This is a genomic window from Pantoea sp. BRR-3P, from assembly GCF_039621635.1.
Classification (GTDB): domain Bacteria; phylum Pseudomonadota; class Gammaproteobacteria; order Enterobacterales; family Enterobacteriaceae; genus Pantoea; species Pantoea floridensis.
The window spans coordinates 20875-43582 of record NZ_CP155066.1; the positions used below are offsets into that span (position 1 = coordinate 20875).

The window sequence follows — 22708 nt, forward strand, 5'->3', positions numbered from 1 at the left end:
GATGTTGCGGAGATGTTTCAGATTCGTGCGGGAGCTAATGCTTTGTGGTTTTTAATCGGTTTTTAATTGTACTGACGAATCGAGCGGATCATCGAGGTCTTGGCTGTACTGAGATGATTATGCAGGGCGCACAGCGCTTCCACATCCTGACGGCTAATCAGCGCGGTGAGAATCGCCATATGCTCCTCCAGCGCCACGATATTGCGCTGCTTGAGATCGGTTTCATCCCACTGATAGTGCGAGTGAAAAATCACTGAAATGATCTCCAGCGATTGATTGAAAAAAGGATTGTTGGCGGCCGAGAGAATCAGCGTGTGCATCTCTTTATCCAGCGCGGCGAAGTGGCGGTAATTGCTGGCGATGGTATCGCGCATCGACCGATGGCGATCGAGCAGATCGCGCGCCTGCATCCAGCGCTCATCCTGAGGAGGTAGATTGAGAAAGCGCGTCAGCGCGTGGGTTTCCAGCATTTCGCGCAGCTCAAACAGATTTTCGGCATAGTTTTGATCGAACTTCCTCATGCGCCACTGACCACGTTTCACCGGTTCCAGCAGGTCATAGCGCATAAAGCGCAGCAAAAATTCGCGCACCACAATCGGGCTCACTTTCACCTGCTGCGCCAGTTGCAGCTCGCTGAAGGTGTCACCCGGCATCAGCTGGCGCTGGTTAATCAGGTTGAAAAAGGTCTGCTCAAACTGCATGGCCTGCTGTTCAATGGGCGGTGTGAGAGCGTTAAAACCGTCTTCATCGCAGGGATCGCGCACAATCACGTAGGTTTCATCCACCTTCTCCAGCACGCCACGCTCATGCAGGTGCTGTAACGTGTAGCGCACCGTCGTGCGGCTGATGTTGAACATCTCAGCCAGCGCCGCCTGCGGTGGCAGCGGCGAACGGATATGCCGTTTGGCAATGCCCTCCAGCATTTGGTTAATCACGTTCTGACGTAGGTTTTGACTGCGGCTCATACGCGTCTCCGGTTTTTTATTAATTAAAAACCATACAAAGCCCAAAAAAAGCGGCTCGCTTCACACTTCCCCCCACGCAAAAACCTACAACTCATGATTTTCGCCATAACTGCGACATCAGCACAGGAGAAACCCATGACAACAATGAAAACGCTGGTGGTCGCCGAGCCGCGCCAGATGGTGTGGCAGCAGCGTACTAAACCGACGCCTGCCGCGAATGAAGTCCTCATCAAACCGATCGCCGCCGGGATTTGCGGCACCGACATTCATGCCTGGGCCGGAAATCAGCCGTTCTTCAGCTATCCGCGCGTGTTGGGGCATGAGCTGTGCGGCGAAGTAGTGCAACTCGGTAGCCAGGCGAGCGGCTTCCGGACAGGACAGCGCGTGGCACTGATTCCTTATGTGGCTTGCCAGCAGTGCGATGCCTGCCTGAGCGGCAAAACCAACTGCTGCGAAAAAATCTCGGTGATTGGTGTGCATCAGGATGGCGGTTTCTGCGAATTCCTTAGCGTGCCCGCCAGCAATTTACTGGCGGTAGATGATGTCGATCCGCAAGCCGCCGCGCTGATTGAACCCTTTGCCATTAGCGCCCATGCGGTACGCCGTGCAGCGGTGGTGGCGGATGAGCAGGTATTGGTGGTGGGCGCAGGGCCGATTGGTCTCGGCGTGGCGGCGATTGCGGCAGCGGCTGGTGCTCATGTGGTGGTGGCGGATACCAGCGAGCAGCGGCGTGCGCATGTGACGGAGAAGCTGGGTGTGGCGACGGTAAATCCGTTGGAAGAGGATTTTGCAACGCAGCTGAAAGCGGAGTTTGGCGGACGCTTAGCCGCCAAAGTGATCGATGCTACCGGCAGCCCGGCAGCAATGAACGGTGCGGTAAAACTGATTCGTCACGGCGGCACCATCGTGTTTGTTGGCCTGCATAAAGGGGATTTGGTGATTCCCGACATCGAGTTCCATAAAAAGGAGGCCACCTTGATGGGCAGCCGCAACGCCACGCTGGAAGATTTCGCCAAAGTTGGCGAACTAATGGCTAACGGTCAGCTTCGTGCCGATATGATGCTGAATCGTCATTATGATTTCTCTACGCTGGCGGAGACCTTTGAAGCCGAGGTCATCAATAATCGCGAACTGATTAAGGGCGTGATTCATTTCAATCGTTGATATTCGCACACACCGTAGCGGCGCAATTTATTGCGCAAAGATGGGTTGGCACTGTGCCTTCATTGATACGCGCGATAAATCGCGCCGCTACAACATTGTGCCTCTTTCACCATATTGTCTGCATTGCTAAGCCAGCGTATTATCTCCCGCCTAAGGTGATGGCGTGCCACCTTCCCCAACCGCCGTTCTGGTCACAGACGGCTGATGACGCCTGACAACACTCGTATCCCTGCGCGGGAGACGGCGGTGTGTCAGGTGTTTTCTGTCCTGCCGCGGCCCTGCGCGTATTTCATTTCAGGAGCTACACACTATGTTGAAGTCGTTACTGGCGGTTATCGTTGGCGGTGCAGTGGGCTGTTCATTGCGCTGGTTAATCTCTTTGCGGTTTAACGCGCTATTTCCCAATTTGCCGCCGGGCACCTTGATGGTGAATCTTGTGGGCGGTTTTATTATTGGTGCCGCGCTGGCGTTTTTTGTCCGTAATCCACAGATCGATCCTTTCTGGAAGTTACTGATAGTTACCGGCTTGTGTGGCGGTTTAACCACCTTTTCCACTTTTTCGGCGGAAATTGTCGGGCTGCTGCAATCAGGTAAATACCTTTGGGCGATGTCGAGTGTCATGGTGCACGTTATCGGTTCTCTGCTGATGACCTTTGCCGGTTTTGCCGTGGTGAATCTGCTGGGATAACCGCCACGCTTGAAATAACTCCTAAGAGGTAGATACTGAACGCCGTTCTGTCCGCGTGACGGACAGAATTTGTCACCGATTATCCGGACGATTAAGGAGCTGATTAATGCGCCGTAACCCCAAATTCCTTAACCTGGTGTTGTTAAACGGTGAACCTGAGGAAAAGCTGCGCGCCGCACGCGCCGCCGGTTTCGACCAGGTGGAGATCTGGCGTGAAGATGTGCAGGCCAGTACGTCGCAGCTCGCAAAGCAGTTGCAGCTGGGTTTCACCAATGTACAGGTGCTACGCGATTTCACCGGTGCGCCGGATCGTGATCGTCAGCAAAAACGCGAAGAACTGCGCCAGTTTATTCAGATTGCTCAGGCCATCGGCTGCGACACCATCCAGGCACCGGCCAGCACGCGCGAAGATTGCGTGGCGGCGCGGATTGATGAAGATTTGCGCTGGCTGGCGTCGGAAGCCGCGCGCTACAACATGCGCATCATGTATGAGCCAATGGCGTGGTGCAGCGTGGATAACACGCTGCCGCTGGCATGGGAACGGCTGCAGCGGCTGGATCAACCGAATATCGGTTTAGTGGTCGATCTGTTCCACATCTGTGCGCCAGGCGGCGATGCGTCGCAGCTGGATGGCATTCCTGCCGATCGTATCTACGAAGTGCAGCTGTGCGACATGGCAGAGATGCCGCCGCAGGATAAAAAGCCGCTCAGCGAGTATGCGCGTCATCAGCGTTTGCTGCCGGGTGACGGCATTATCGAAGTGGAACGCTTTGTCGATAAGCTGAAAAGTGCGGGTTACAGCGGGCCGGTCGGCATTGAAGTGTTTAATGATGAGCTGAAAGCGCAGCCAGCGGACGTGGCTGCGCACAAGGCGTGGCAGGCGTTAAACCGCTACTGGCCTTAATCCTGCAAGCATTGGGCAATAAACCCGGCTGCATCCATCGCGCCCTGCGATGAAATGGTGTGGCCGGTTGCGGCTTCATAACGCGCTTCCACCGTCACGCCCGCCTGCTGCAAACGCTGCGCCGCCGATTCGCTTTCGCTAAACGGAATCACATCATCGGCTTTGCCGTGAATCAGCAGCGCAGGCGTGTAAGGCTGCGGCGTTAAGGCTGCGTCAAACGCCAGACGGCCGGAAAACGCCACCACGCCCGCCAGCGGATAACGGCCAGACGCTAGCGCATCCAGCGCCATAATCGAACCCTGCGAAAAACCCACCAGAATCACTTTATCCCACGCGTCCGCCATGCCGTGTTGCGCCATCAGCTGTTGCAGCGTGGCATCAAAGGCGGCACGCGCGTCGCGTACGCGCGCCGGGCGGTTTTCCGGCGTGATGCCGGTCAGGCTGAACCATTGATATCCCATCGCATGTTCGAACGGGAAGGGCGCATTCGGCGAGGCAAACGCCACATCCGGCAGCAGGCGCGCCCAATGTTCGCCGAGCACCGCCAGATCGTCGCCGCTGCTGCCGACGCCATGTAAAAAAATCACTAACGCTTTTGCCATCGCACTGCTCCTTATAAACCGTAGGCCGTCATATCCGGGCCAACCGGCACAATGCCGTTGGGATTCAGCGCTTTAATCGAATAATAGCCCTGTTTGATATGGTCGATATTCACCGTCTGACGCACGCCCGAAACCGCCAGCATACTCTTCAGATAACGATCGAGCAGCGGATAGTCGCGCAGGCGGCGCAGGTTGCATTTAAACAGGCCGTGATAGGCGACGTCAAAGCGTACCAGCGTGACAAACAGGCGGATATCCGCTTCGGTTACGCGCTCGCCGAGCAGGAAAGTGCGGCCATCCTGCAAACGCAGCTCCAGCTCATCCAGCTGGCTGAACACGTCGTTAAACGCCTGCTGATAGCTCACTTGCGTGGTGGCGAAGCCGGTGCGATAAACGCCGTTATTCAGGCGTGGATAGATCGCTTCATTCAGCGCGTCGATCTCGGCACGCAGATCCTCGGGATAGAGATCGATGCGATCGTCCGCCAGCGCGCCAAAGCCGCTGTTCAGCATGCGCAAAATATCGGCCGACTCGTTATTGACGATGGTGTGCGTCTGCTTGTCCCACAGCACCGGCACGGTGGCGCGCCCGGTGAAATCGGCATCGGCGCGGGTGTAAAGCTCGTGAAGGTATTCGGCTTTGTTGAGCCAGTCGCGATCTGCACCGGGATAATCGCCGAAGCGCCAGCCCTGCGCGCCGAGCTGCGGCTCAACCACCGAAACGCTGATCACGTGCTCTAGTCCTTTCAGGCTGCGCGCCAGCAGCGTGCGTGAAGCCCACGGACAAATCAGCGCCACATAGAGGTGATAACGATGCGGCTCGGCCGCAAATTCGCTGGAGCCATCTGCGCTAATCCAGTGACGAAAACTGGAGGTCTGACGCACAAATCCGCCCTGTTTGTCGGTGGCTTGCACCGGATGCCACTCTGCACTCCACTTACCGTTTACCAGCATAATTTTGCCCCTCTACGTTGATGAAGAGAGCATACAGCTCTGCTGGATAAGTGATAATCCGGGCAAAATGGCTTTCATTGCTTCCATTTTGGAAGGAGTCAGCCGGGCGGATGGTGCTGGAAATGGTTGGCGAGGAAATCGATCAGCAGCCGGATTTTTTGCGCCAGATGGCGCGCCGGCGGATAGAGCGCAAACAGGCCGAGCGGCGGCGTAGCAAACGCTTCCAGCAATGGGACGATATCGCCACGCTGCAGCGCGGATACGGCAATAAAGCCCGGCAGGCGCGCGATGCCTAATCCGGCCATCGCCGCCTGTAAACAGGCTTCGGTATTGGAGAAACAGAGACGACCACGAATCGGCATGCTTACGCTGTCGCCGCACGGTGTAACGAACGGCCAATGCCAGGGATCGCGGAAGTTGGTGTCACTGATACATTGATGCGTCGCCAAATCGCGCCAGTGCTGCGGCGTGCCGTGCTGGAGCAAATAGCCCGGAGAGGCAGCAACGCGAATCGGCACATCGCCGAGGCGGCGGGCGATTAGGCTGCTGTCGTCGAGCTTGCCGATACGGATCGCCATATCAAATCCTTCATCGACGATATTCACTGCGCGATCGGAGAAGTTAACGTCGAGTTCGATCTGCGGATAGTGGCGTGCGAACTCGACCAATACGCTGGAAAGTATCGCCGTGCCGAAAGTGCCTGGAGCGCTGATTTTCAGGCGGCCGGTTGGCGTAGTCGCACTGTCGCGCACTGTGGCATCCAGCGTAGCAAAGGCTTCCAGCAGCGTTTTCACTCGCTCGTAGTAGGCGCGACCGACTTCAGTGGGCGACAGCGCGCGCGTGCTGCGTTTCAACAGCTGCACACCGAGCTCCTGCTCAAGCCGCGAAACCAGCTTTGAGGCCTGGCCACTGCTGGTGCCAAGACGCGCCGCCGCGCCGGCAAAGCTGCCCACTTCCAGCACCGCGACGAACATGCGGTCACAATCGAGTCGATCCATCAAGATTCCAGGTGACGAGAAAATCGTAGGGTGCGGCCTGCGGGTCGCCCGTGTCAAATTGTGCACACGGTCGCCATGAATGGCGACCCTACAAAACGCGTCGGTCCATCGTAGGGGCGCCATTTATGGCGACCTAAAATCAATCAACCGCAGGGCGCGCAACCGGTTAAATACCTCCATTACACATTCAGTGCGCTGCACCTTTTCCCGCGCGGGAAAAACTGTTGAACTAGACTTTCGCTTTCACCTGGCCGGGAGCCGTGAATGTCTTTGTTTCATCTGTCGTCGCTGGCGGAGATTTCTGCTGTCGAGTGGGATGCGCTGTTACCTGACGATCAACCTTTTTTACGCCACGCCTTTCTCCTGACATTAGAAGAGAGCGGCAGCGTGCGGCCGGAAAATGGCTGGCAGCCCGATCACCTGTTATGGCGTGAGAATGGTAGCGTGCGCGCGGCGCTGCCGGGCTATCGCAAACGCCATTCGCGCGGGGAATATGTGTTTGACCATGCGTGGGCGGATGCCTGTCAGCGCGCGGGTATTGCGTATTACCCGAAATGGCTGGGCGCGATTCCGTTCAGCCCGGTGACCGGCGCACGCCTGCTGGGCGATGAAGCGGCGGTGCGAAAACTGCTCAACGCGCTGCCGGATAACCTGTTTGAGCACGGCCTGAGCGGTGCGCATATCAACTTCACCACGCCGTTCGCTAACCAAATCATTGAACAGCAGCCAGATTGGCTGGAGCGCCTTGGTCTGCAGTATCACTGGCATAATAAAGGCTATCGCGATTTCCAGGATTTCCTCGACACGCTGATGTCACGCAAGCGTAAACAGCTGCGCAAAGAGCGTGAACAGGTGATGAACAACGGTTTTGATTTCACCTGGTATCGCGGCGATGAGCTGCGCGAAGATCAGTGGGATTTCATCTACACCTGTTACGCCAACACCTATGCGGTGCGCGGTCAGCGACCGTATCTGACGCGCCAATTTTTTAGCCTGCTGGCAGAACGGATGCCACGTTCGATTCGGGTGGTGATTTCGACGCTGCAGGGCCAACCGGCGGCGATGGCGTTCTGTTTAGTGGATGGCAATACGCTGTATGGCCGCTATTGGGGCTGCCTGGCGGAGTTTGATCGCCTGCATTTTGAAACCTGTTTTTATCAGGGCATGGATTTCGCCATTGCGGAAGGTTTGCAGCGTTTTGATGCCGGTGCGCAGGGCGAGCACAAGCTGGTACGCGGCTTTGAGCCGCACATCACGCACTCGTGGCACTATCTGTCTCATCCCGGGTTGCGTGAAGCGGTAGCCGATTATCTGCAGCAGGAACGGGCAGGGGTGCGCGCCTGGGCGATAGAAGCGCGCGAATCCCTGCCGTATCGACGCGGTGATTAATCCGCGCCGACAAAACCGCCGGTCTGATGCTGCCACAGGCGCGCGTACAAGCCGCCGTGCGCCAGCAGTTCGCGGTGGTTGCCCATCTCGACAATCTCCCCTTTCTCCAGCACCACCAGGCGATCCATCTTCGCGATAGTGGAGAGACGGTGCGCGATGGCGATCACCGTTTTGCCCTGCATCAGTGTTTCCAGGCTCTCCTGAATCGCCGCTTCTACCTCGGAATCGAGCGCGGAGGTGGCTTCATCCATGATCAGAATCGGCGCATCTTTCAGCAGCACGCGAGCGATAGCGATACGCTGACGCTGGCCGCCCGACAGCTTCACGCCGCGTTCGCCAACGTGCGCATCCAGCCCGGTACGGCCTTGCGGATCGGAGAGCAACGGAATGAACTCGTCGGCGCGCGCGCGGATAATCGCCGCCTGCAACTCCGCTTCTGTCGCGTCCGGTCGACCATACAGCAGGTTGTCGCGAATCGAGCGGTGCAGCAGCGAGGTATCCTGGGTGATCATGCCAATTTGCCCGCGCAGGCTCTCCTGCGTCACTTCGGCGATGTTTTGATCGTCAATCACAATGCGCCCGCTGTTGATGTCATACAGCCGCAGCAGCAGATTCACCAGGGTGGATTTACCGGCGCCGGACGGGCCAATCAAACCGATTTTCTCGCCTGGCTTAATGTTGAGATTGAGGCGGTTGATCACCTGACGGCTGCCGCCGTAATCAAAACGCACATCTTCGAAGCGGATCTGGCCGCGCGTCACCTGCATCTTTTTAGCGTTGGGCTCATCCTGCACGCTCAGCGGCTGCGCGATGGTGTTCAGGCCATCCTGTACCATGCCGATATTTTCGAAGATGCCGTTCACTACCCACATGATCCAGCCGGACATGTTCACCAGGCGGATCACCAAACCGGTCGCCAGCGCAATCGCACCTACGCTTATCAGCGACTGGCTCCACAGCCACAACGCCAGCGCCGAGGTGCTGACAATCAGCAGGCCATTCAGCGTTGAGAGCGTGATATCCATGGTGGTTACCATGCGGCTGGCATGCTGGGTTTTGTCGGTTTGCTCCTGAATCGCTTCGCGCGCGTAACGCTTCTCCAGATCGTTATGCGAGAACAGTTTGATGGTGGCGATATTGGTGTAGCCATCGACGATGGTGCCCATCAATTTAGAGCGTGCTTCCGATGACACCACCGAACGCTGCTTGACGCGCGGCACGAAGAAGCTCAGCGATACGCTGTAGGCGACAATCCAGATCACCAGCGGAATCATCAGGCGCCAGTCCGCTTCGGCGAACAGCACCAGCGAGGTCACCGCATAAATCACCACGTGCCAGATGGCATCCACCAGCTGTACCGCCGAATCACGCAGCGAGTTACCGGTTTGCATGATGCGCTGGGCGATGCGCCCGGCAAAATCGTTCTGGAAGAAGTTCAGACTTTGGCGCAGCACGTAGTTGTGATGCTGCCAGCGGATCATGCTGGTCATACTCGGGTTAATGCTTTGATGTACCAGCATGTCGTGTACGGCAATCACCACCGGCCGCAGGATCAGCGCCACAAAGGCCATCCACAGCAGCACCGGCCCGTTATCGCTAAACAGCGTGGCGGGCGTGGAGTGATTAACCAGGTCAATAATGCGGCTGAGATAGCTAAACAGCGCCACTTCAATCAGCGCCTGCGCCAGCCCAACAATCAGCAGCGCGACAAAACTTGGCCAAACCTGACGCAGATAATAGAAGTAAAACGGCCAAACGCTGGAAGGTGGGGAATCGGTTGGCGCATCCTGGAAAATATTGATAAAACGTTCAAAACGACGATACAACATAGAGTCACTCTTCCCAAATTGGTGAGAGTTAACAGCTTAGTGCAAGTGAAAAGGGATTACCGACATGGATTTACTGATTCGCGGTCGTGAACCGGGCGATGCCGCCGCCTACCAGCGTCTTTATAGCCATCCTGATGTGTATCGCTGGACCACGCAGCTGCCGTGTCCTAGCGTGGCGACCTGGGAGAAAAAGTTCGAGAAAATGGATGAGCTGGGGTATATCGGCTTTGTGGCGGAGATTGATGGCGCGATGGTTGGCGAGCTGACGCTATTTGTTGAGCAGCGCCCGCGTACCCGCCACAGCATCAGTTTTGGCATTAGCGTCGATCCGGCTTATGGCGGACGCGGCATCGGTGAAAAACTGATTCGCCACGCCATCGATTACGCCTACAACTGGCTGGGGATAATGCGCATTGAGCTGGAAGTGTTCCACGACAACGAGCGCGCGCTGGGCCTGTATCAAAAGCTGGGCTTCGAGCGCGAAGGCGTGAAGCGCAAAGCCTGCCTGCGCGACGGCGAGTATCACGATATTGTGCAGATGGCGCAGCTACGCTCTTAACCGTAGGGTCGCCATTATGGCGACCTTGCCAAAAAACGCACAAAGTCACCCACTCTTCGCCAATTTAACGATGTCAGGTATTCACTGCTTCCATAGCTCCATCCAACCATCCCGCATCAATTACAGCTTTGATCTTGGCGAATTCCTGTTGTGCAATAGCTGCCTTTTGCTGGGCGACGACAGCACCGGGCTTCTGGGTAAATGCCTGCAGCACTTCAGCGCCAGGGAGTAGGGGAAGCGGTTTGCCTGAAAGGATATCGACAGCCTGTGTCTCCAGAGATACCGCGCCCAACATGCCAGCCATACCAAGTAGTTTGCCTTGTGAGTTTTTCTGGCGAATGATAAATGCGGCGCCGCCTGCAAGCGTGGCAACCCCAACGGCCATGCCAGCGATAATGAGCGGAGACAACGGTTTATTACAATCTTTACCAAAATAAACCATTCGGTATCGGAAGTAGCTGCCCCATGGCTCGCGGGCGCCAAAAGCGTTATGCATGAACCAGGCACGGGAGTCATGTATCTGGTCGTCAAACAGCGAACGAACTAGCCCGCCGGGGAGCATCGCGTCGAGTGTATCTGTCGTTGGGAACAGCACCTTGAGGCGGCTCTCACCGGCAGTCTTCATCCGCAGCCACTCGTCGTATTCATTATCGGTATTCAGTAAAAAGACCGAGTTTTTCAGTGCGTATATGGGCTCGAAATACCATTCCTGGGTATTGTCCGGGCGCAGTCCCTGATATTCATGACGGAACTCGTCGGCACCCTGGCGAAGCTGGGTCTGGCCTAGGGCTGCGTCAAAGTCCTTAGGCCCTTGCGGCATTAGCTTAAACTCGCCTTCATTCATTTTGGACTGCATTTCTTTTCGTTTATCGTTTACTGCTTTCTGCCGGTCTGCCTGTACTTGCTTTGAGGCTTTAAGAACAGCCGGATCGCTGTCGCTGTCCAGCCCGTTGGCGGCGGCATCGATATAAAAACGCTGCGTTTTGTAGGTGCCATTCGCATAGCGTCCGATGCGCCATGCGGTGAGCCAGGCAACCTGCTCCTCTAAGGCTTTTTCCAGGCTTATTTGGGCTGGCTCCGGTTTGTAGCTTGCAGACTGGGCTGAAGTGAAAAGTTCTGCAGCAGGCGAGAGGTTGAGCGTCAGCGTACGCCAGGCGTTGAAGCGTTGAATCAGTTCTGGAGATACCATGTAATCCTGCCGGACATCCTCAGGTATGATACGCCACTGATCATTTTTTAGAATTTCAGGGATTGATTCTAATGGAACCTTTAGCGGTGCCCCTGCGTAAAAGGCAGCGGCGTACATATCATGGAGCGAGATTTGAGAAAGAAGAATGCCATCGTCCGGCCCGTTTGCCTTGCCCTGGTCGCCCGGCGGGTAGCCGCCACCAATGTCGGAGTGCATACCGGGGTATACAACTTCAACGCTGTGGGCTGGCATAGTGCCGTCAGTGCGGCGGATGGAGTCCAGCGGGAAGCACAACCGCTGCTCGTGGGCGGAAACCAAGTGTACACAGCGTTTTATCATGCCGCCGTAGGTTTCTTCATTCGGCAGCTCCTGATTGCCGTCGGCCCATCCCATATGGCCTTGCGCTATCGGTGCCAGATGGGGAACCCCCACCGAGGCCACCGTATCGAGCAGGCCGAGAAATTCTACGCTGAGCGGTATTTTCAGATCGCCAGCCATCAGACATTGCTCTGGCGTGCCCTTTCCGTCTTGTGGTGAAGGGAGTAGCTCGCTGAGCCAGTTGACAAAGGTGCGGGCTGCCGCTGCCCCGCGTGAAAAACCGTAGACATAGAGCTTAATGCCCAGCAACCTGATTTTTCCCGGTTCCGCCGGGTTCAGCGCGACCTTCAGTTTTTCCTGTAAGTCTGGGGCCTTGAGCAGGCGCTGAAACTCTTCATAACGGTTGCTGCTGCCAGTAAAGCCGAAGATAGCCATTGACGTTGCCATGTTCTGCACTGATTTCCAGCATTCACCATCATCAATTTTCGCCAGCCCGGTGGTACGTCGCAGAGCGTCAATTATCCGCAGAAGCCCCCAGTTAATCCTGTCCTCACCCCGCATCGCAAAGGCTAAACCGGTCATACTGAAATCCAGGTCCATTACTTCAGGAAAAGGAGTACCCACGCCGGGCATATAGTATTTGTAATATTTGTTGCCGGCACTTTCCGCGAGGTCCGTTAGCTCTGAATTCCTGCTGCCAAGACCAGCGGCATAGCCCTGGCCTATGGTTGCCCGGAACAGGCGGGCGATATTGGTAGGATGTTTCGGATTGGATATATAGAGGTCGTGATTGAGGTTGTTGCCGGTACCATCAAAAAACAGGCTAATGTGCAGGGTCTTGCAGCAGGGAGGTTCTACGCGGCGGCCTGCTGCCATAGAGAGTTCGTTGTGATATGCCAGCTCCTGACTGTCCTGCTGTCGGTAATTCTTGCCAGCCAGTGCTGCATCTTTGGGCAATCTCCCCAATGCCGGAAACTCTGGCGGATACCAGGTCAGTGCGGTGTTTACTTCGGACATACGGCAGGTTCCTTCATGTTCACAGGTTCTTTGATGGGATAAGCAGGGCTGCCATAACTGGCACAACTGGTTGTTACCTTGATCTGTTCACAGGGGAAGAAGTGGACCGTGATACCGCAGGTTTTTTCAGAAGAGGTGTAGGGAGGAAGCTGAACAACCGCGGAGTGCGTTTTGTTCAGTAATTTAATTTTTTGAAACCATTCTTGCTCTTTTTGGTAATAAGCAACCGCTTCCTGATGCCAGGCTTCTTTGCTTTGCCCCTTTAGAACAGGGGGTTTTGGTCTGGGTATTTCTGGAGCATCACTGGCAAAAGCAATGCCGGTTTCCCATTCTACCCGAACGGTCAATCCTGGTTTCCACGCAGACGGTGACTGATAGCAGCATCCTCCACCACCCCCTTGAAACGGGCCTATAGCATCCAGCCCGGACTGACCATTCACGCTGAAGTGATTAATAGCCCACTTCGTGTGATTTACTGCTTCAATAGTGCCGGCGAAAGCAGGCTGAAAGAATGCGGTCAGCAGCAAGACCCCCGCGATCCCTACAAAAGATTTTATTTTCACAGCCAAATTCCTTTTGCTGGTTGGATGGTTAAAGACGTGTATTTATGTAAATCATTCCGCTTTTCATTAAGTGTGCTAAGTCATAGAAGTTCTGGCGGATACCAGGTTAGTGCGGTGTTTACTTCGGACATACAGCAGGCTCCTTCATGTTCACAGGTTCATTGATGGGATAAGCAGGGCTGCCATAACCAGCACAACTGGTTGTCACCTTGACCTGATCACAGGGAAAGAAGTGGACCGTGATACCGCAGGTTTTTTCAGAAGAGGTGTAGGGAGGAAGCTGAACAACCGTGGAGTGCGTTTTGTTCAGTAATTTGATTTTCTGAAACCATGCAGCTAAATCATTGTTATAAGTTCTTGCTTCTTGCTCCCAAATTTTTTTAGGTTGCCCATGATTCACTGGGGGTTTTGGTCTGGGTATTTCTGGAGCATCACTGGCAAAAGCAATGCCGGTTTCCCATTCAACATGAACGGTCAATCCTGGTTTCCACGCAGACGGTGACTGATAGCAGCATCCTCCACCGCCCCCTTGAAACGGGCCTATAGCATCCAGCCCGGACTGACCATTCACGCTGAAGTGATTGATGGCCCATTTCGTATGATTTACTGCTTCAATAGTGCCGGCGAAAGCAGGCTGAAAGAATGCGGTCAGCAGCAAGACCCCCGCTATCCCTACGGAAGGTTTAAGTTTCACAGCGCAATCCCTTTTGCTTGTTGATTAATTAATGGCCTGTACTTTGTGTGGATTCTGAGAGGGTTTCATTAAGAAATCAAATGATAAAACGGCATGTTGTAGGGGATTACAAAGTCAGGACACTGCTTTGGGCTTTTCATATAAGGTGTTTGTTTTAAGGCTGGTTTACCACCTAACTAGCGATGGGGGAATGGTATAAATCATTTTTATATCAAAAAGTTAAGTAATTCTAGGTTATCTTATCGAGCGTGATTATCCGCGGTTGGCCCAACTGGGCCAACCCTGCATGGGTGTATGGTTACTGGGACTTTTCCACGTACTTCTGCATATTCTCTTTGGTTACCAGCTCGAACGGGATCCACACGTGTGAATCGACTTTCTCGCCTTTAATCAGCTTCTGCGCCACATCCACCGACGCTTTGCCCTGGCCGACCGCATCCTGGAACACCGTCACCTGAATCTTGTCCTGCGACAGCGCTTTCAAACCATCCGGCGTGGCATCAATGCCGCCCACCAGCACTTTTTTGTTGCCCTTTGCCAGCGCCATAGCGGCACCAATCGCCATCTCATCGTTGTTGGCTGCAACAATATCAATCGCTTCATCGTTGCCAAGCCAGTTGTTCATCAGATCCATGCCTTCGTTACGCGCATAGTTGGCGGGCTGCTTCTGCACCACTTTCATGCCGGGATATTTCGCCACCACTTGTTCAACGTCTTTAGTACGTTGCAGCGCGCCGGCATCGGTCAGGTTGCCGATCATGATCGCCACGTTACCTTTGTAATTGGCCATTTTGGCCAGCGCTTCCATCTGCAAAGTGCCGGATTCACGCTCGTCGGAGCCGACAAACACTACGCCCGGCGGCAGCGATTTATCGCCCGGCGTGCGGTTAACGTACACCAGCGGAATTTTCGCCTGCTGCGCCAGCCTGGTGAGCTGCGGCGTACTGGCGGAATCGACTGGATCGACGATGATGGCGTCCACACCTGAGCCGATGAAACTCTGCACCTGGTCGGTTTGGCGGCCAACGTCACCGCGTGCATCTTCAAACTGAATATCGAGTCCGCGCGCTTTAGCTTCTTTATCAATCGACTGGCGAATAATCGTCAGGAAGTTTTGATCGAAGTAGGCCATCGATACGCCAATTTTTTCCGCCAGTGCCGAGGCAGAAACTAAGAGCAGGCCGAGCAACACAATCGCCTTGAGGGTTTTCATCGCAGACTCCAGAGTAAGCTTGTTATTAGAATGAATGTTTCATTGGGATTAAAAATGGCTCAATGAAATCATTTTCAGCCTACGAGTCCGTCAGGCGGCTGACAATCTGCTTGGGCGGATTTTGCAGCTAAGCGCACACTTTGCTGCCAGGCGCGCCCTCCCTTCGCGCGCTCATAGTGTTGATGCGAAGGATTTTCCTAGAACAGGCGCACATTCTGGTGCAAAAGCACGCTGTTCTTGTTGGTTTTGTGCAGCGCCGCACCTCGCCTTGTGGCAGTTGCCAAATCCGATGCCATTTTGCCCGCGCGATTCCGCCATTCGCCCAATGACCGCGGCTGAATTGGCTTCCTATAGTTGCTGAACAGGGGAAATAAAGCGGTATTCCTGCAAGACATCGAGCGCACTCATTAAGGAATTCAGCCCATGCAACAAGCCAATAACCGCAGGCAGAATAGCCACGTACGCGTGTGGATCTTATGCTTGATCCTGTTTCTTTCCGTGGTGGCGTACGCCGACCGTTCGATCCTGTCGATCTCCGGATCGGCGATCAAAGATGAGTTTGGACTTTCGGCGATTCAGCTTGGCCTGATCCTCTCAGCCTTCAGCTGGGCGTATGTGATCGGCCAGATCCCTGGCGGGCTGTTTCTCGATCGCTTCGGCACCAAAAAAGTTTATGGCGTGACGCTGGCGCTGTGGTCGATTTCCACGCTGCTAATGGGCTTTGTGGGAGAGTTCTCCAGCGGCATGACCATGGCGTTAACGCTGATGTTTGCGCTGCGTTTTGCACTGGGCCTGATTGAAGCACCGAGTTTTCCTGCCAATGCGCGCGCGGTGATTATGTGGTTTCCGAGCGCTGAACGCGGTCGTGCCTCGTCGTTATTTGCTTCGGCGCAATATTTTGCCGTGGCCATCTTCTCGCCGCTTTCTGGCTGGCTGGTGTCGCGCTTCGGTTGGGAATGGCCATTCTTTGTGTTGGGCGGCATTGGCGTGTTGGCGGTGTTTGTCTGGATGGGCTTTATGCGCAGCCCGCGCCACCATCCACAGGTATCGGACGCGGAGCTGCGCTATATCGAGCAGGGCGGTGCGCTGGTGGATATTGATGAGGCGCACACCTTAAAAGCCCGGCCGCCGCTGAGCAAAGCGATGTTCAAAACGCTGCTGAGTAACCGCATGCTGTGGTGCGCCTATATCGGCCAATATTGCACTATTGCGCTGAGCTACTTCTTTATCACCTGGTTCCCGATCTATCTGGTGCAGGCGCGCGGCATGAACATTATGGATGCCGGCTTTGCCACCATCGCGCCGGCGCTGTTCGGCTTCCTCGGCGGTATCAGCGGCGGCTATATCTCCGACAAACTGCTGGCGAACGGCTGGAGTTTGTCGTGGGCGCGTAAGACGCCGTATATCGTTGGCATGCTGATGGCCGCATCGCTGATTCTGGCGGCGATTATCCCCAGCAACGTCGGCATTATCGCCATTATGTCCTTCGCCTTCTTTGGCAAAGGCGTGGCGGCAGGCGCGGGCACCTGGACGATTGTTAGCGATACTGCACCGAAAGAAGCGGTTGGCCTGGCAGGTGCGATTTTTAACGGCATCGGCAATATGGCTGGTTTTATCACGCCGCTGCTGTTCGGCATCATCGTCGGTTTAACCGGCAGTTACAGCATCGGGCTGGTATTCGTTGGTGCGCACTGTGTCGTTGCGGCACTGCTGTTCCTGCTGGTGATGGGACCGATTGAACGCGTCGGCGAGGAGCAGGAGACTTCAAGCCAGGTCGCCATGAATGGCGACCCTACAACCCCGTAGGGTGCGCATTTATGCGCACCTGGTCAAAGCCCTTACCGTCGTACGGTGCGCATCGATGCGCACCTCCCCCCACAATCCTCACCAATCGCACAAATCCCTGCTGAAGATTTTTTGTTCAGCTGCCGATATCTCCTTACCACCCACTGATATTAAGGAGCGATATCGTGATAAAGCTGATTAACGTTGACGAACTGCGGCAGGGCATGTTTATCCACAAACTTGAGGTTTGGTGGGTAAAAGATAAGCGCATCCGCAACCAAATGCTGATCACCGATAAACGCCAGATCGCGATGATCCGTAACGAGGGGATCCTGCAGTTGTGGATCGATCTCGATAAATCGGTTCAGGCTCCTGTCGCGCCTATGCCGCAGAAAGCAATTCCGCAAACGCCCTTTTTTCAGGAGATGGATCAAGCGCAAAGTATTTTCAATCAGGGGAAGCCGCAGGTGCTGGCGATGTTTAATGAGGCGCGCATGGGGCAAAGGCTTGACCTTGATTATACCCTTGATCTGGTGGATCAAATTGCCGGTTCGATTACCCGCGAGCCAACGGCATTGCTCAGTGTGGCACGGCTGAAAAATCATGACGATTACACCTATCTGCACTCGATGGCGGTGTGCGGATTAATGATTTCGCTCGGCAAAAAAATGGGCCTGGATGAGCAACAGCTGCGTCGCGTCGGCATGGGCGGTTTGCTGCATGATGTCGGTAAAGCGGCGGTGCCGCTGGAGATTCTCAACAAGCCCGGCAGGCTGAGCGACGAAGAGTTTACCGTGATGCGCCAGCATCCGATTGTCGGCGCGCAGATGTTGATGGAAGCCGATGCCGGTGAAGATCTGCTGGATATCGCGCTGCACCACCATGAAAAATATGACGGCAGCGGCTATCCACACGGCCTGAAAGGAGAGGACATCACGCTGTTTTCCCGCATGGCGGCGGTGTGTGACGTCTATGATGCGGTGACCTCGAATCGCGCGTATCGCAAAGGCTGGACCCCTGCTGAAGCGATGCACCATATGCTGAGCTGGCGCGGCCATTTCGACAACACGCTGATGCATACTTTCGTGCGTACTATCGGGATTTATCCGGTGGGATCGCTGGTACGGCTGGCTTCCGGGCGCGTGGCGCTGGTGGTGCAGGCCGGTGAAAAATCATTGCTGAAACCAAAAGTGCATGTTTTCTGGTCGCTTCACGCTCAACGCGAAGTGAAAGTGGAAGCGCTCGATCTCGGCGACAGCTTCTGCACCGACAGTATTACCGGCGCTGAGGACAGCGGACTGTGGCACAACGTCGATCTGAATCGTATCTGGGCGTTAGAAAGCGCTTAATTTCACACCATTTTTATACTTTATTTACGCCCGTCTCCTGCCTTTTTACCCCTTCTTTATGCCGCGCCGCGCATGCTTGCAGCACTACCAAATCCTCTGGAGGTTGCTGTGAGCGTGGGCGTGATAGCCAGCATCGTGCTGGTGTTTATTCTTCTGGGCTACCTGATTTATGCCCTGCTTAATGCGGAGGCGTTCTGATGGCTGCGAATGCATTCTTGCTGATTGCGGTATTCCTGCTGGTACTGATGGTGCTGGCACAACCGCTGGGTCGTTACCTCGCGCTGTTCGTCGCTGATAAGCCGCTGCTGCCGCGCACCGAACGCGCGCTGTGGCGACTGGCCGGCGCGGACGGCGACGCCATGCGCTGGCCGCACTATCTGCTGGCGATTTTGCTGTTTAACCTACTCGGTTTTGCTGTGTTGCTGCTGATGTTGATGACGCAGGCGGCGCTGCCGCTCAACCCACAGCATCTGCCCAATCTGAGCTGGGATCTGGCGCTGAATACCGCCATCAGTTTCGTCACCAATACTAACTGGCAGTCTTATGCCGGGGAGAGCACGCTGAGCTATTTCAGTCAGATGGCGGGCCTCACGGTGCAGAACTTCCTGTCGGCGGCAACCGGCATCGCGGTGGCGTTTGCGCTGATTCGTGGTTTCGCCAACCGTTCGCTGGCGACGCTCGGCAACGCCTGGCGCGATCTGACGCGCATCACCGTTTACGTGCTGCTGCCGATCAGCCTGGTGATGGCGCTGTTCTTCGTCAGCCAGGGCAGCATTCAAACGTTCGAGCCTTATCACGCGCTCACCACGCTGGAAGGGGCGCAGCAGACGCTGCCGCTCGGACCGGTGGCGTCGCAGGAAGCGATCAAAATGCTTGGCACCAACGGCGGCGGTTTCTTTAACGTCAACTCGGCGCATCCGTTCGAGAACCCGACGGCGCTGAGTAACTTCATCCAGATGCTGAGCATCTTCCTGATCCCGGCAGCGCTCTGTTTCACCTTTGGTCAGCATCTTGGCGATCGTCGTCAGGGCCACATGCTGCTGTGGGCGATGACCATTATGTTCGTGCTGGCGGTGATCACCGTGATGTGGGCCGAACTGCGTGGTAACCCGCACTTCCTGACGCTTGGCGCGGACAGCGCCATCAACATGGAAGGTAAGGAGACGCGCTTTGGCATCCTCAACTCCAGCCTGTTTGCGGTGATCACCACTGCGGCATCGTGCGGTGCGGTGAATGCCATGCATGACTCTTTCACCGCGCTCGGCGGCATGGTGCCGATGTGGCTGATGCAGTTGGGTGAAGTGGTATTCGGCGGCGTTGGCGCGGGTCTGTACGGCATGCTGCTGTTCGTGCTGCTGGGGGTGTTTATCGCCGGGTTGATGATCGGTCGCACGCCGGAATATATGGGCAAAAAGATCGACGTGTGGGAGATGAAGATGACCGCGCTGGCGATTCTGGTGACGCCAACGCTGGTGCTACTCGGTACCGCGCTGGCGATGATGACCGACGCTGGCCGCGCGGGGATGGCCAATCCCGGCATTCACGGCTTTAGCGAAGTGCTGTATGCGGTGTCATCGGCGGCCAACAACAACGGCAGCGCCTTTGCCGGCCTGAGCGCAAACACGCCGTTCTGGAACCTGCTGCTGGGTTTCTGCATGTTGATCGGTCGTTTCGGCATCATCATTCCGGTGCTGGCGATTGCCGGTTCGCTGGCGGCGAAGAAAATTCAGCCGGTGGGCAACGGTACGCTGCCAACGCACGGCCCGCTGTTTATCGCGCTACTGATTGGCACCGTCTTGCTGGTGGGCGCGTTGACGTTCATCCCCGCGCTGGCGCTTGGCCCGGTAGCGGAACATCTGCAACTTATTCAGGGATAACGGAATCATGAGTCGTCAACAACTGGCGCTGTTTGATGCGGCGCTAACGCGCGTTGCCATGCTGGATGCGCTAAAAAAACTCGATCCGCGCGTACAGTTCCGCAACCCGGTGATGTTTATCGTGTGGCTCGGCAGCGTGCTGACCTCGGTATTAGCGGCTGGCATGGCCGTCGGCACGCTCAGCGGCAGCGCTGGCTTTACCGCTGCGGTTGCCATCTGGCTGTGGTTCACCGTGCTGTTTGCTAACTTTGCCGAAGCGCTGGCGGAAGGGCGCAGCAAGGCGCAGGCCAACAGCCTGAAAGGCATCAGCAAAACCAGCGATGCGAAAAAACTGGCCGAACCGCGCCATGGCGCGCAGTGGCACAACGTGGCCGCCGACACGCTGCGCAAAGGCGATGTGGTGCTGGTGGAAGCCGGTGACATCATTCCCTGCGACGGCGAAGTGCTGGAGGGCGGCGCATCGGTGGATGAAAGCGCGATCACCGGTGAATCTGCGCCGGTGATCCGTGAATCCGGCGGCGACTTCTCCTCCGTAACCGGCGGTACACGCATTCTGTCTGACTGGCTGGTGATTCAGTGCAGCGTCAATCCGGGGGAAACCTTCCTCGATCGCATGATCGCCATGGTGGAAGGCGCAAAACGTCGCAAAACGCCGAACGAAGTGGCGCTGACCATTCTGCTGGTGTCGCTGACGATTGTGTTCCTGCTGGCAACCGTCACGCTGTGGCCCTTCTCAGCCTATGGTGGCACGCCCGTCAGCGTGACGGTGCTGGTCGCCCTGCTGGTGTGCCTGATTCCTACCACCATCGGCGGCTTGTTGTCGGCTATCGGTGTGGCGGGCATGAGCCGCATGCTCGGTGCGAATGTTATCGCTACCAGCGGCCGTGCCGTTGAAGCGGCGGGTGACGTCGATGTGTTGATGCTGGATAAAACCGGCACCATCACCCTCGGCAACCGTCAGGCGACGCAATTCCTGCCGGCTCCGGGCGTTAGCGAGCAGCAGCTGGCCGATGCGGCGCAGCTGGCGTCGCTGGCCGATGAAACCCCGGAAGGGCGCAGCATCGTGGTACTGGCGAAGCAGAAATTTAACCTGCGTGAGCGCGATCTGAGCAGCATGGGCGCCAGCTTCATTCCGTTCTCGGCGCAAACGCGGATGAGCGGCGTCAACGTGCAGGATCGCCTGATCCGCAAAGGCGCGGTAGATGCCGTTCGTCGCCATATCGAAGCCAGCAACGGCCGTTTTCCCGCGCAAGTGAACGCTGACGTTGAAGAGGTGGCGCGCGCCGGCGGTACACCGCTGGTGGTGGCTGAAGGTGCACAAGTACTGGGCGTGGTGGCGCTGAAAGATATCGTCAAAGGCGGCATTAAAGAGCGCTTTGCCGAGCTGCGCAAGATGGGCATCAAAACGGTGATGATTACCGGCGATAACCCGTTAACCGCAGCGGCGATTGCGGCGGAAGCGGGCGTTGATGATTTCCTGTCGGAAGCCACGCCGGAAGCTAAGCTGGCGCTGATTCGCCAGTATCAGGCGGAAGGGCGTTTAGTGGCGATGACCGGCGACGGCACCAATGACGCACCGGCGCTGGCGCAGGCCGACGTGGCGGTGGCGATGAATTCCGGTACCCAGGCGGCAAAAGAGGCGGGTAACATGGTCGATCTCGACTCTAACCCAACCAAGCTGCTGGAAGTGGTGCACATCGGCAAACAGATGCTGATGACGCGCGGTTCGCTCACCACTTTCAGTATCGCCAACGACGTGGCGAAGTATTTCGCCATTATTCCGGCCGCGTTTGCCGCCACCTATCCGCAGCTCAACATGTTGAACGTGATGGGGCTGCATTCGCCTAATTCGGCGATTCTGTCGGCGGTGATTTTCAACGCGCTGGTGATTGTGTTTCTGATCCCGCTGGCGCTAAAAGGCGTGAGTTATCGCCCGTTGAGCGCCGCAGCGCTGCTGCGTCGCAACCTGTGGATTTATGGCGCGGGCGGATTAGTGGTGCCGTTTATCGGGATTAAAGCTATCGACCTGCTGCTGACGCTGCTTGGCCTGGCTTGAGGAGAAGAGAAATGAGTCAGTTACGTCCGGCTATTGTATTGTTAATGATACTGACGCTGCTTACCGGCGCGGTGTATCCGCTGCTCACCACCGGTTTGGCGCAGTGGTGGTTCCCGTCGCAGGCCAAGGGTTCGCTGATTGAGCAGGATGGCGCGGTGCGCGGTTCTGAGCAGATCGGCCAGGCCTTTAGCCAGCCGGGCCACTTTTGGGGCCGTCCTTCCGCTACCGGTGATGCGCCTTATAACCCGCTGTCCTCCAGCGGCAGTAATCTGGCCGCCAGCAATCCGGCGCTGGATAAAGCCGTGGCGGAACGCGTCGCTGCGCTGCGCGCGGCGAATCCGCAGGCCGCTAAAGCGGTGCCAGTGGAGTTGGTCACCGCGTCGGCGAGCGGTTTAGATCCTGATATTTCGCCGGAAGCGGCCTTGTGGCAAGCTCCGCGCATCGCCGCCGCGCATCACATGGCGCTGCAAGATGTTGAGGCGCTGATTGCGCGTCAAACCGAGCGCCCGCTGTTGCCGTTTATCGGTGAAGAGACGGTGAATGTGCTGCGCCTGAATATGGCGCTGGATGATTTGCAGTAACAACCGGTCGCCATG

At 56.3% G+C, this 22708-nt stretch carries 20 protein-coding genes and 1 riboswitch; of the genes, 11 read left to right on the top strand and 9 right to left on the bottom strand.

Features of this window, described 5'->3' with window-relative positions; translation table 11 throughout:
- Window positions 1–62: 62 nt before the first annotated feature.
- Window positions 63–965 (bottom strand): GntR family transcriptional regulator, encoded by a 903-nt coding sequence (locus AAGR08_RS00095; protein ID WP_345827833.1) that lies wholly within the window; start codon window positions 963–965, stop codon window positions 63–65.
- Between the two features lie 135 nt (window positions 966–1100).
- Between AAGR08_RS00095 and AAGR08_RS00100 the strand changes: the two genes are divergently transcribed.
- From AAGR08_RS00100 to AAGR08_RS00110, 3 genes are all read left to right on the top strand, one after another.
- On the top strand, window positions 1101–2129 hold the full coding sequence (locus AAGR08_RS00100) for a zinc-binding alcohol dehydrogenase family protein (RefSeq protein ID WP_345827835.1): 1029 nt from the start codon (window positions 1101–1103) through the stop codon (window positions 2127–2129).
- A 145-nt stretch (window positions 2130–2274) separates the two neighbouring features.
- Window positions 2275–2350: riboswitch (Fluoride riboswitch) on the top strand.
- An 89-nt stretch (window positions 2351–2439) separates the two neighbouring features.
- Window positions 2440–2817 (top strand): fluoride efflux transporter CrcB, encoded by a 378-nt coding sequence (gene crcB / locus AAGR08_RS00105; protein WP_097095706.1) that lies wholly within the window; start codon window positions 2440–2442, stop codon window positions 2815–2817.
- Window positions 2818–2923: 106 nt separating this feature from the next.
- Complete coding sequence (locus tag AAGR08_RS00110) at window positions 2924–3721, top strand: sugar phosphate isomerase/epimerase family protein (protein ID WP_345827837.1); 798 nt, start codon at window positions 2924–2926, stop codon at window positions 3719–3721.
- On the opposite strand, the gene AAGR08_RS00115 is transcribed toward AAGR08_RS00110, so the two are convergent.
- From AAGR08_RS00115 to AAGR08_RS00125, 3 genes are all read right to left on the bottom strand, one after another.
- On the bottom strand, window positions 3718–4323 hold the full coding sequence (locus AAGR08_RS00115; RefSeq protein ID WP_097095708.1) for a prolyl oligopeptidase family serine peptidase: 606 nt from the start codon (window positions 4321–4323) through the stop codon (window positions 3718–3720). The genes AAGR08_RS00110 and AAGR08_RS00115 overlap by 4 nt on opposite strands.
- A gap of 11 nt (window positions 4324–4334) precedes the next feature.
- Window positions 4335–5276 carry a glutathione S-transferase family protein gene (locus AAGR08_RS00120; RefSeq protein WP_345827840.1) on the bottom strand — a complete coding sequence of 314 codons (942 nt, stop codon included), beginning with the start codon at window positions 5274–5276 and terminating at the stop codon, window positions 4335–4337.
- Window positions 5277–5374: 98 nt separating this feature from the next.
- A complete protein-coding gene (locus tag AAGR08_RS00125; RefSeq protein ID WP_345827842.1) occupies window positions 5375–6274 on the bottom strand; it encodes a LysR family transcriptional regulator in 900 nt (299 codons plus the stop codon).
- Between the two features lie 264 nt (window positions 6275–6538).
- On the opposite strand from AAGR08_RS00125, the gene AAGR08_RS00130 reads away from it, so the two are divergent.
- A complete protein-coding gene (locus AAGR08_RS00130; RefSeq protein WP_097095711.1) occupies window positions 6539–7663 on the top strand; it encodes a GNAT family N-acetyltransferase in 1125 nt (374 codons plus the stop codon).
- Here AAGR08_RS00130 and AAGR08_RS00135 read toward each other — a convergent pair.
- Entirely contained in the window at window positions 7660–9492 is a 1833-nt protein-coding gene (locus AAGR08_RS00135) for an ABC transporter ATP-binding protein (protein WP_345827843.1), read from the bottom strand. The genes AAGR08_RS00130 and AAGR08_RS00135 overlap by 4 nt on opposite strands.
- A 64-nt stretch (window positions 9493–9556) precedes the next feature.
- Between AAGR08_RS00135 and AAGR08_RS00140 the strand changes: the two genes are divergently transcribed.
- Window positions 9557–10051 (top strand): GNAT family N-acetyltransferase, encoded by a 495-nt coding sequence (locus tag AAGR08_RS00140; RefSeq protein WP_345827844.1) that lies wholly within the window; start codon window positions 9557–9559, stop codon window positions 10049–10051.
- A gap of 73 nt (window positions 10052–10124) precedes the next feature.
- Here AAGR08_RS00140 and AAGR08_RS00145 read toward each other — a convergent pair whose 3' ends face one another.
- From AAGR08_RS00145 to AAGR08_RS00160, 4 genes are all read right to left on the bottom strand, one after another.
- Window positions 10125–12575, bottom strand: coding sequence for a DUF2235 domain-containing protein (locus tag AAGR08_RS00145; protein WP_345827845.1), 2451 nt, complete (start codon window positions 12573–12575; stop codon window positions 10125–10127).
- Window positions 12563–13138, bottom strand: a complete 576-nt coding sequence (locus AAGR08_RS00150; RefSeq protein ID WP_345827847.1) for a DUF3304 domain-containing protein — start codon at window positions 13136–13138, stop codon at window positions 12563–12565. The genes AAGR08_RS00145 and AAGR08_RS00150 overlap by 13 nt, the downstream gene beginning before the upstream one ends.
- A gap of 118 nt (window positions 13139–13256) precedes the next feature.
- Complete coding sequence (locus AAGR08_RS00155) at window positions 13257–13832, bottom strand: DUF3304 domain-containing protein (protein ID WP_345827848.1); 576 nt, start codon at window positions 13830–13832, stop codon at window positions 13257–13259.
- A gap of 298 nt (window positions 13833–14130) precedes the next feature.
- Entirely contained in the window at window positions 14131–15045 is a 915-nt protein-coding gene (locus AAGR08_RS00160; RefSeq protein WP_345827849.1) for a sugar ABC transporter substrate-binding protein, read from the bottom strand.
- Window positions 15046–15468: 423 nt separating this feature from the next.
- Here AAGR08_RS00160 and AAGR08_RS00165 point away from each other — a divergent pair, with 423 nt between their 5' ends.
- The 6 genes from AAGR08_RS00165 (at window position 15469) to kdpC (ending at window position 22693) form a co-directional block, all read left to right on the top strand.
- Window positions 15469–16851: an MFS transporter gene (locus AAGR08_RS00165; protein ID WP_345827850.1), complete on the top strand. Its 1383-nt coding sequence runs from the start codon at window positions 15469–15471 to the stop codon at window positions 16849–16851.
- Between the two features lie 164 nt (window positions 16852–17015).
- The gene (locus tag AAGR08_RS00170; protein WP_345827851.1) at window positions 17016–18179 is read left to right on the top strand and encodes an HD-GYP domain-containing protein; all 1164 of its coding nucleotides are present in this window, start codon (window positions 17016–17018) and stop codon (window positions 18177–18179) included.
- Between the two features lie 108 nt (window positions 18180–18287).
- Window positions 18288–18377 carry a K(+)-transporting ATPase subunit F gene (gene kdpF, locus AAGR08_RS00175; RefSeq protein WP_099686964.1) on the top strand — a complete coding sequence of 30 codons (90 nt, stop codon included), beginning with the start codon at window positions 18288–18290 and terminating at the stop codon, window positions 18375–18377.
- Complete coding sequence (gene kdpA / locus AAGR08_RS00180) at window positions 18377–20056, top strand: potassium-transporting ATPase subunit KdpA (protein ID WP_097095719.1); 1680 nt, start codon at window positions 18377–18379, stop codon at window positions 20054–20056. The genes kdpF and kdpA overlap by 1 nt, the downstream gene beginning before the upstream one ends.
- A gap of 7 nt (window positions 20057–20063) precedes the next feature.
- Window positions 20064–22112 carry a potassium-transporting ATPase subunit KdpB gene (gene kdpB, locus AAGR08_RS00185; RefSeq protein WP_345827854.1) on the top strand — a complete coding sequence of 683 codons (2049 nt, stop codon included), beginning with the start codon at window positions 20064–20066 and terminating at the stop codon, window positions 22110–22112.
- An 11-nt stretch (window positions 22113–22123) separates the two neighbouring features.
- On the top strand, window positions 22124–22693 hold the full coding sequence (kdpC, locus tag AAGR08_RS00190; RefSeq protein ID WP_097095721.1) for a potassium-transporting ATPase subunit KdpC: 570 nt from the start codon (window positions 22124–22126) through the stop codon (window positions 22691–22693).
- The last annotated feature ends 15 nt before the right edge of the window (window positions 22694–22708 follow it).